Origin of the sequence: Acinetobacter sp. WU_MDCI_Abxd143 (assembly GCF_025514195.1) — a bacterium.
GTDB classification, from domain to species: domain Bacteria; phylum Pseudomonadota; class Gammaproteobacteria; order Pseudomonadales; family Moraxellaceae; genus Acinetobacter; species Acinetobacter pittii_H.
Genome location: NZ_JAHPTH010000025.1, coordinates 1 through 7,814 on the forward strand (window position 1 = coordinate 1; position 7,814 = coordinate 7,814).

7 protein-coding genes are annotated in these 7,814 nt (G+C 33.3%); 5 read left to right on the forward strand and 2 right to left on the reverse strand.

Annotation, left to right across the window (positions count from 1 at the left end; all coding sequences use genetic code 11):
• Nucleotides 1-122: 122 nt before the first annotated feature.
• Entirely contained in the window at nt 123-788 is a 666-nt protein-coding gene (locus KTI79_RS18845) for a ThuA domain-containing protein (protein ID WP_024437599.1), read from the reverse strand.
• A gap of 222 nt (nt 789-1,010) precedes the next feature.
• Between KTI79_RS18845 and KTI79_RS18850 the strand changes: the two genes are divergently transcribed.
• The 3 genes from KTI79_RS18850 to KTI79_RS18860 all read left to right on the forward strand — a co-directional run bounded on the left by KTI79_RS18850 (nt 1,011) and on the right by KTI79_RS18860 (nt 4,702).
• Nucleotides 1,011-2,090, forward strand: a complete 1,080-nt coding sequence (locus tag KTI79_RS18850; protein WP_032055815.1) for a substrate-binding domain-containing protein — start codon at nt 1,011-1,013, stop codon at nt 2,088-2,090.
• A 108-nt stretch (nt 2,091-2,198) separates the two neighbouring features.
• On the forward strand, nt 2,199-3,068 hold the full coding sequence (locus KTI79_RS18855) for a sugar phosphate isomerase/epimerase family protein (protein ID WP_032055814.1): 870 nt from the start codon (nt 2,199-2,201) through the stop codon (nt 3,066-3,068).
• A 20-nt stretch (nt 3,069-3,088) separates the two neighbouring features.
• A complete protein-coding gene (locus KTI79_RS18860) occupies nt 3,089-4,702 on the forward strand; it encodes a GMC family oxidoreductase (RefSeq protein ID WP_228148539.1) in 1,614 nt (537 codons plus the stop codon).
• A 52-nt stretch (nt 4,703-4,754) separates the two neighbouring features.
• Here the strand turns inward: KTI79_RS18860 and KTI79_RS18865 are convergent, their stop codons facing one another.
• Complete coding sequence (locus tag KTI79_RS18865; protein WP_032055812.1) at nt 4,755-5,768, reverse strand: glycoside hydrolase family 3 N-terminal domain-containing protein; 1,014 nt, start codon at nt 5,766-5,768, stop codon at nt 4,755-4,757.
• A 217-nt stretch (nt 5,769-5,985) separates the two neighbouring features.
• Between KTI79_RS18865 and KTI79_RS18870 the strand changes: the two genes are divergently transcribed.
• Nucleotides 5,986-6,594, forward strand: coding sequence for an NUDIX hydrolase (locus KTI79_RS18870; protein ID WP_024432744.1), 609 nt, complete (start codon nt 5,986-5,988; stop codon nt 6,592-6,594).
• Nucleotides 6,595-6,625: 31 nt separating this feature from the next.
• A complete protein-coding gene (locus tag KTI79_RS18875) occupies nt 6,626-7,456 on the forward strand; it encodes an aldo/keto reductase (RefSeq protein ID WP_032055811.1) in 831 nt (276 codons plus the stop codon).
• Nucleotides 7,457-7,814 lie beyond the last annotated feature (358 nt).

Sequence of the window (7,814 nt, forward strand, 5' to 3'; positions counted from 1 at the left end):
AATACCGGCTACATATTCAACGCCATAATTCTTTAGGGTTTGGGCAACAATCTGACTACCCGTTAATCTCTTCTTCATTAATAACTTCCTTGGTTTATAAATAGGTGGCTAATTAGAAAAGATTAATTTTGCTTACGAGTAGCCCAAGCTATACCTTGCTTGGTTAGTAAACGAATATTTGGGTCCGAGAGATTATTGGTATCATGGCCAATAGAATGATAGAAAACACGACCATCTCCCCAATTGCGTACCCAAGCTACAGGACTCTTATGGCCTTTTAGCCATGGCATAGGATCACCATCGAATGTTGTTTCCGCAAGTACATGTATATTAGGGTCTACCTCCATGTAATATTGTTCAGAACGGACTTCAAAATCACTAACGCCTTGTGTAACAGGATGAGATGAATCAATCATATTAACCATATAAGGTTTTGGATAAGCCTCGCCAGCTGGATGCTCAACGAATGAGCCACCAAGTACCCAGTGATATCGCAAACTAGATCTAAATGCAGCGCCAGCTCCATGGATTCCAACTAGGCCTGTTCCTGATTCAATGGCTTTTAGGAGATGATTCTCTTGTGAGGGGGTTAGTGTTTCTGTTGTTACAGCATTATTCCAGCCAATAATTATTAAATCGTAGCTGGTTAAATCACGATCTAATGTAAAAATATCAGTACTTTCTTCAACAACATAATCTAGCTCTTTTAGTAAATTGAGCATCCATGCAGCAACTTCATAAGGGTAATGGCCAGGCCACCCACCGTACAAATACAAAACTTTAGCCATTTTTCTTCTCCGAAATCCAATTTTCATATTAGGTTATACGTATAACCTAACGTAAAATTAACGATAACAAAAAAAATTGTCAATCCTTAAAAGATGAATAAAGTTTTTGTCAAAAGGCTGTATGTAGGAAATAACGTACATACTATGACTTAAATGAAATATGCTATAAGTACTAAGTTGTTTAGTTTCATACTTATTTTTAAGTTAATTTGGAGAAAATTAATGGTTTCGATGAAGGATGTTGCAAAAGAGTGTGGGGTCTCACAGGCAACAGTTTCATATGCTTATAACGGATCTCCTAAAGTATCAAAAGAAATGCGTGAGTTAATATTCAAAACGGCAGAAAAGATAGGCTATATGGGGCCGGACATTAGGGCTAAAAGTCTTAAGTCTGGAAGAGTAGGTGCTATAGGCTTAATGGTGATGGATCAATTAGCTTATGCATGTACTGATCCGTGGGTTATCACGCTATTGCAGGGTATTAGTAGTGTTGAAGAATTATCAGATGTCGCATTAACTTTAATACCGATTAATAATTCAAGATTTAAGGATGGGGTGGGGACAAATGAATATAGTCTTGCAACACGAGGATTGGTTGATGGCCTTATTATTTCGACGCTGCCAGATAATCATCCAGTAGTAAAAGCTATTATTCGACAAAAAATTCCTGCTGTAATCTTGGATGCACCATTAGTTGAAAATATAAATTACATCGGTATAGATGATAGAAATGCAGCAATTAATCAAATGGAACATATATTATCTTTAGGCCATAAAAATATTGGAATTATTATAGAACGCTTAATACCAGATGGTTTTAAAGGTTTTATTGATGAAAAAAGATTAAAAAAATCAACAGAAATGATTTCTAGAGAACGCTTATATGGATATCTAGAAGCAGCTAAAAAATATGGAATTAGTTTTTCAGATTTGCATATTTATGAGGCAGGAGGATTTAATATTAAAGATGGCAATATAGCTACATCTATGTTACTGAAAAATACAGATATAACAGCTATTGTGGCAGCTTCTGATGTGATGGCGATTGGCAGTTTAAATTTTGCTAACCAGCATGATATTAATGTTCCAAATAATTTATCTATTATTGGTTTCGATGATATACCTGAAGCATCTATATATGGTTTAACTACTATTCAACAACCACTTTTAGAAAAAGGAGCTTATGCTGCCAAGTTACTTTTAGAACTTCTTAACGAAGAAAACAATCTAAAGATTCATAAGAAAATTTTTGAAACTAAGTTAGTAATCAGGAGTTCTACTTCTGTTCTAAATATAAATTAAATTTTTGAATGCGTCATATTGCGCATTCTCAAACTTAAGTGCGAAATTAAAGAGACAAAATCAATATGCTATATATTGCGGCTGAATAACAAGTCGTGAGTATACAAAATGGAATTAACCCATAATACAACTTTAGCCAAATATAGTTCACTAGTTGTGGAAGTGGAGTCAGCAAAGGAAGCTGGTTTTAAAAGCCTTGAACTATCTGCAAAGAAGGTTGCGGATTATCTAGATGCTGGTTTTACAGAATCTGACCTTAAAACTTTACTTAAAGGCTTAACTATTTCAGGAATGGGATATTTAGTTAATATAGAAAGACAGGGGCTTGAACGGGAAGATTTAATTACTGATGCCCGAAAAATATTTAGTCTTGCCCAAAAAAGTGGTGCAAAAGGTGTTCAGGTTTTGAGTGGCCCTCTTGACGTAAATGCTGTTATTAGTCATTCCGAACAAAAACAATTTAATGGTTATAAAGGCCTGTTAGGTCTAGAAATTGATGAGATCATAGAAAAAACAGCACAAAATTTATCGATCTTGGCAGATGTAGCTCAAGAGTATGGTTTAGTAATTTATCTAGAAGCTCTGGCATGGACCCCGCTCAAAAGGCTAGAAGATCAAATTAAAACAATTCAATTAGCAAACAAGAATAATATCAAGATAATTATTGATTTTTGGCATTTGAATACTTGTGGGAATACTCCGGAAGATGTCAAAAAACTAGATAAGAACTTAATTTATGGTGTACATGTTTGTGATGGTTTAGAGAATAGTTCTGCTATACCAGAAGAAGTTAAATTAAGAAATGTCGACTTAGGTCAAGGAATTATTCAATTAGATAAATGGGTAGAAGCTGTTAAGGCAACCGGTTATGACGGTTGGTGGGCATCCGAAAGTTTTTATAAGAAAGAGCATCAAGATTCACCATTAGAAAATGCGCAAAAGCATTATAAGTATCTTGAAACATTAATTCTTAATTAATCAAATCTTTAGGATGTCAGATGAATAATTTAAATATTGAAATGAATAAGCCATCTTTCGATTATATTGTGATAGGAGGCGGCTCTGCTGGAAGTACAATTTCAGGCAGGTTAAGTGAGAACTCGAATAATTCTATTCTTTTGTTAGAAGAAGGTCCTAGGGATAAAAGTATTTATATTCATATTCCTGTCACTTATTATAAAACAGCTCAAGGTCCATTACTCAAGCGCTATAATTATGTAAGGAGCGCAGAACAAACACCACAACATGAAGCGACGATGGTTCAAGCCAAGGTATTAGGTGGGGGTAGTTCAGTTAATGCTATGCTTTACTTAAGAGGTAATGCAAACGACTATGCTGATTGGGAAAAAGCAGGTGCAAAAGGTTGGGGATATGAAGACGTAATTAAATATTTTAAAAAGTCAGAAGATAACAATACTTTTCATAATAATGTACATGGTGTCAATGGACCTCTTGGAGTATCAGATTGTTCGTATAAACATAATTTATCTCGCGTTTGGTTAAAGGCGTGTCAAGAATATGGTCTTCCTTTTAATGCTGATTTCAACTCAGGTGAGCAACAGGGATGCGGTTTTTACCAAGTTACAATTCGAAATGGTCGTCGCTCGAGTGCATCCAAAGCTTATTTATCAAATAAAAGAGATAATTTAACCGTTCAAACGGGGTGTAAAGTTTTAAGAATTATTTTTGAAGGTAAACGAGCTGTCGGCGTTGAATTTATTAAGAATGGAAAAAAAGAAACTGTATATTCAAAAAAAGAAATAATTGTTTCTGCTGGTGCTTTTGGTTCACCTCATCTTTTATTATTATCTGGATTAGGTCCAAAAGAAGATTTGAAAGAGCACGGTATTCCTGTTGTTAAAGATTTACCTAATGTTGGACAAAATTATCAAGATCATATTGAAATGTCCCTTATTTATAAGCTTAAAGGTGCTTTCAGTTATGACAAATATAAAAAATTACAGTGGCAAGCTGTAGCGGGACTTCAATTTTTGTTATTTAATGCTGGACCTGCGACATCAAATATTATTGAAACAGGTGCATTCTGGTGGAGTTCTCAAGGGAAAACGTTACCAGATCTACAATTATTTTTCTTAGCAGGTGCAGGGATTGAAGAAGGTAAAGATGGGGTTCCTGGTGGTAATGGTTGTACGATCAGTATTACACAAACACGCCCAGAATCTGTAGGCTATATTAAATTACAAAGTTCTGACCCATATAAACAGCCTTTAATTGTTCCCAACTATATTACATCGCCAAATGATTTAAAAACTTTAGCGGATGGAGCTAAATTGGTGCAAGACATAATGTCCCAAGAGGCTTTTAAAGATTATATTGAAGCAAGTCATGTTCCAGAAAAACCACTAAAAACTCAGGAAGATTTTGAAAATTTCGTTCGTAATGAGGCTTATCCTGGTCTTCATCCTTGTGGCACATGTCGAATAGGGGAAGATGAAACTACCTCAGTTGTAGATCCTAAATTGAAAGTTCATGGCGTCGAAGGGCTACGAGTTGCAGATGCATCGGTTATGCCTAATGTAATCTCAGGAAATTTAAATGCTGTAACGATTATGATTGGTGAAAAAGCTGCAGATTTAATCTTAAATGGTTAAAACTATAAGCTGAGTTAGACGCTATTTCTAGCTCAGCTTATGATATTCAAAATTAATTATTATTCAAATTTTTCTTGAATGATAAATTTCTTACCTTATTTGCAGCATTAGATAGCCTTTCTCTATCTAAATTTCCTGAAGCAACTGATAGACTAATATATTGAGCAATTTGATCAAGATCATTTTCAGAACTCAATAATAATAAATCAACTCCTGAATTCAGTGCTTGAACAGCAATTTCATCTATTGATTTACCTCTTAGTATTGCTGGAGCATCTAGATCGTCACTGACTATTAAACCTTTATAATCTAGATCTTCTTTCAAAAAATTTACTAACTTTTGAGAGGTTGAAGCAGAATTCACTTGATCAAAAACCTCTACAGCTGCTGGTCCTAACATTATTCCAGCAGTATTAACTTTAATAGCTGAATTGAAGGTATCTAAGTTGCTGATAATTGTTTCTTTATCTGTAGTTAACACTGTATCTTCTATTGCTGGATCTTTTTCTAAATGATTATATCCCGGAAAGTGCTTAGCAACACAGTCAATCTCCAATGACTGTAGAGCTTCAATAAATATTTTAACTAACTGGCTAATATTATATGATGTTGTTTCAATTTGTCTGTCTTTCAACCAGGGATTTGAACCAGTTATAATATCAGCTATTGGTCCTAATACCATAGTAATACCCAGTTGCTTTAAAGCCAACGCTTTGTTTTTATAATAATTATATAATTCTTGTTCACTAATATTATTCAAATCTTTCCGTTCTAGATCTATTTTTCCCTCTAATCTATTTATACCATATGGCTCAAAATCTATAGCCACATTAAGGTTAGGTTGAATTGTTTTCGCCCAACAGAATAAATCTATAAAATCAGTTTTCTTTTCAATATTTATCCGTTTTTCATTCATTCTTCTGTTTACATATTCTTCTCTCGTTTCACCTAATAGAATACTGCATCCTCCTTTCTTTAGAAAAGGCTCTGCAATATTTCTAATATTCAAATCATTAAACGCAGGCAATAGTACTGCATATGTATCTTGTTGAATTGTATAAGACATTTGAATCCTTTTTTAAAATGGAATGAACTGGTATCAATTTTTAATAATATTTTAGAGGAAATTACTTTTATACTTCGCAATTTAGATAAGTAAGAAGCAATGTGAAGTTATTATAAAGATAATTAATTATTACTTAAATTTGCGTCACCTTTAAGTAATTTGCGAAGTTTTAATTACTTAACTAATTTTTTATATTTAGAATCAAAACAAGGACAGTATGAAGATAGATATGATAAAAAATTTGTCATCAAGAGAATTGCTTAATATTTCGATCAGAAAACTTGGTTTATATAGTAATAATTTAACAGATGCTGCAGTTTTATTAGCTATAACAGATGAATCTGAACCTAAGATTTTGTTAACTAAGAGATCTGAATTTATATCTCATCATCCTGGAGAGATAGCTTTACCAGGTGGATGCCTTGAAAAAAATGATAGTTCAAATCGTGAGATAGCTTTACGAGAAGTACATGAGGAATTAGGCCTAACCGAAAAAGATATTACATTTATTGGTGAGTTACCTCTACAAAACTCTTTAGGTGGGCTAAAAGTTACTCCCTTAGTTGCTGTTATTCCACCGGATTTAAAAATTATAAAAAATATTAAAGAGGTCTCTGAAGTTTTTTATATACCTTTAAATTATTTCTTAATTAACGATGTTAAGCCATACAAAGGGAAATACCCAGAGGGAGAAGTAGAAGTTTCATGTATTGAATATAATAAAGAAATAATTTGGGGCTTAACTGCACGAATAATTCTTTCGCTATTTGAAGTTACGGTTGGGTATAAAAAAGATTGGACGTTTTATTCTCAAGAAATTGCTTAACGGCATAATAATGAAGTATAGGAAGTTATTGATGATTAAAAATTTTAAAGAACAAATTACATTAAATGATGGTATGAATATCCCTAAATTAGGATTAGGCGTCTGGCAGGCAACAAATCAAGAAGCAAGTTTTGCCGTACGTGAAGCTTTACAACATGGATATGGTTTAATCGATACAGCATCAATTTATGGAAATGAAGAAGGAGTAGGTATCGGTATTAGAGATAGTGGAATAGATCGAGATAATATTTTTATTACAACTAAAGTCTGGAATGACTCTCATGGAGAAAAGGCTACTACAATGGCTCTGGAGAAAAGTCTGGATCTTTTAAAGCTCAACTATATTGATTTATATTTAATTCATTGGCCAGTGGCTCAAAGAGAAAAATATCTTGAGACTTGGCAAACACTTATTAAATTAAAAGAAAAAGGTCTAATTCGCTCAATAGGAGTGGCTAATTTTCATAAGGAACATTTAGAGAAAGTAATAAAAGAAACTAATATTTCACCAGTTCTAAATCAAATTGAACTTCATCCATATATGCAACAGCATAAGATGAGGCGTTTTAATAAAAGTTTGAATATTCAAACACAATCTTGGAGTCCATTAGCTCAAAATAAAGTATTAAATAATGAAATGATTAAGGATATTTCTACAAAATATAATAAAACGCCTGCGCAGATTATCATACGTTGGCATCTTCAGAATGACTTAATTTTAATTCCAAAAACGACTAAATTAGCTCGAATCAAAGAAAATTTTGATGTTTTCAATTTTGAATTAGAAGATGAGGATCTCAACAAAATAGCTTTACTTGATAGAGAAGAGCGTTTAGGCCCAGACCCTGATACTTTTGAATAAAACTTTAATCAGGTGAATATGGCTGGTCAAAGTGAACCAGCCACAATCTGATAATTCATTTTTACATCTTAGGTAAAGATATACCTTGGTTGCTCATATTAGGAAAGGAATAATGACATTGTATGTGTCGTCAGTGACAACTTATATGTCGCATGACGCCAGAGCCTTATATATGGTAGGTTTCCAAATATTACATTTAACATAATATACATTATACGAACAATCATATAATTCAATAATCTAGTCTTTTCCTTGGCTTAGTTTCCCTTTAAAAATATCCTTAGCTCTGTAGCTCTGTAGCTCTGTAGCTCTGTAGCTCTGTAGCTCTGTAGCTCTGTAGCTCTGTAGCTCTGTAGCT

Excerpts from the sequence above, each read along its gene's own strand:
- KTI79_RS18845 (WP_024437599.1), bottom strand. The coding sequence starts at position 788 with ATGGCTAAAGTTTTGTATTTGTACGGTGGGTGGCCTGGCCATTACCCT.
- KTI79_RS18850 (WP_032055815.1), top strand. The coding sequence starts at position 1,011 with ATGGTTTCGATGAAGGATGTTGCAAAAGAGTGTGGGGTCTCACAGGCA.
- KTI79_RS18855 (WP_032055814.1), top strand. The coding sequence starts at position 2,199 with ATGGAATTAACCCATAATACAACTTTAGCCAAATATAGTTCACTAGTT.
- KTI79_RS18860 (WP_228148539.1), top strand. The coding sequence starts at position 3,089 with ATGAATAATTTAAATATTGAAATGAATAAGCCATCTTTCGATTATATT.
- KTI79_RS18865 (WP_032055812.1), bottom strand. The coding sequence starts at position 5,768 with ATGTCTTATACAATTCAACAAGATACATATGCAGTACTATTGCCTGCG.
- KTI79_RS18870 (WP_024432744.1), top strand. The coding sequence starts at position 5,986 with ATGAAGATAGATATGATAAAAAATTTGTCATCAAGAGAATTGCTTAAT.
- KTI79_RS18875 (WP_032055811.1), top strand. The coding sequence starts at position 6,626 with ATGATTAAAAATTTTAAAGAACAAATTACATTAAATGATGGTATGAAT.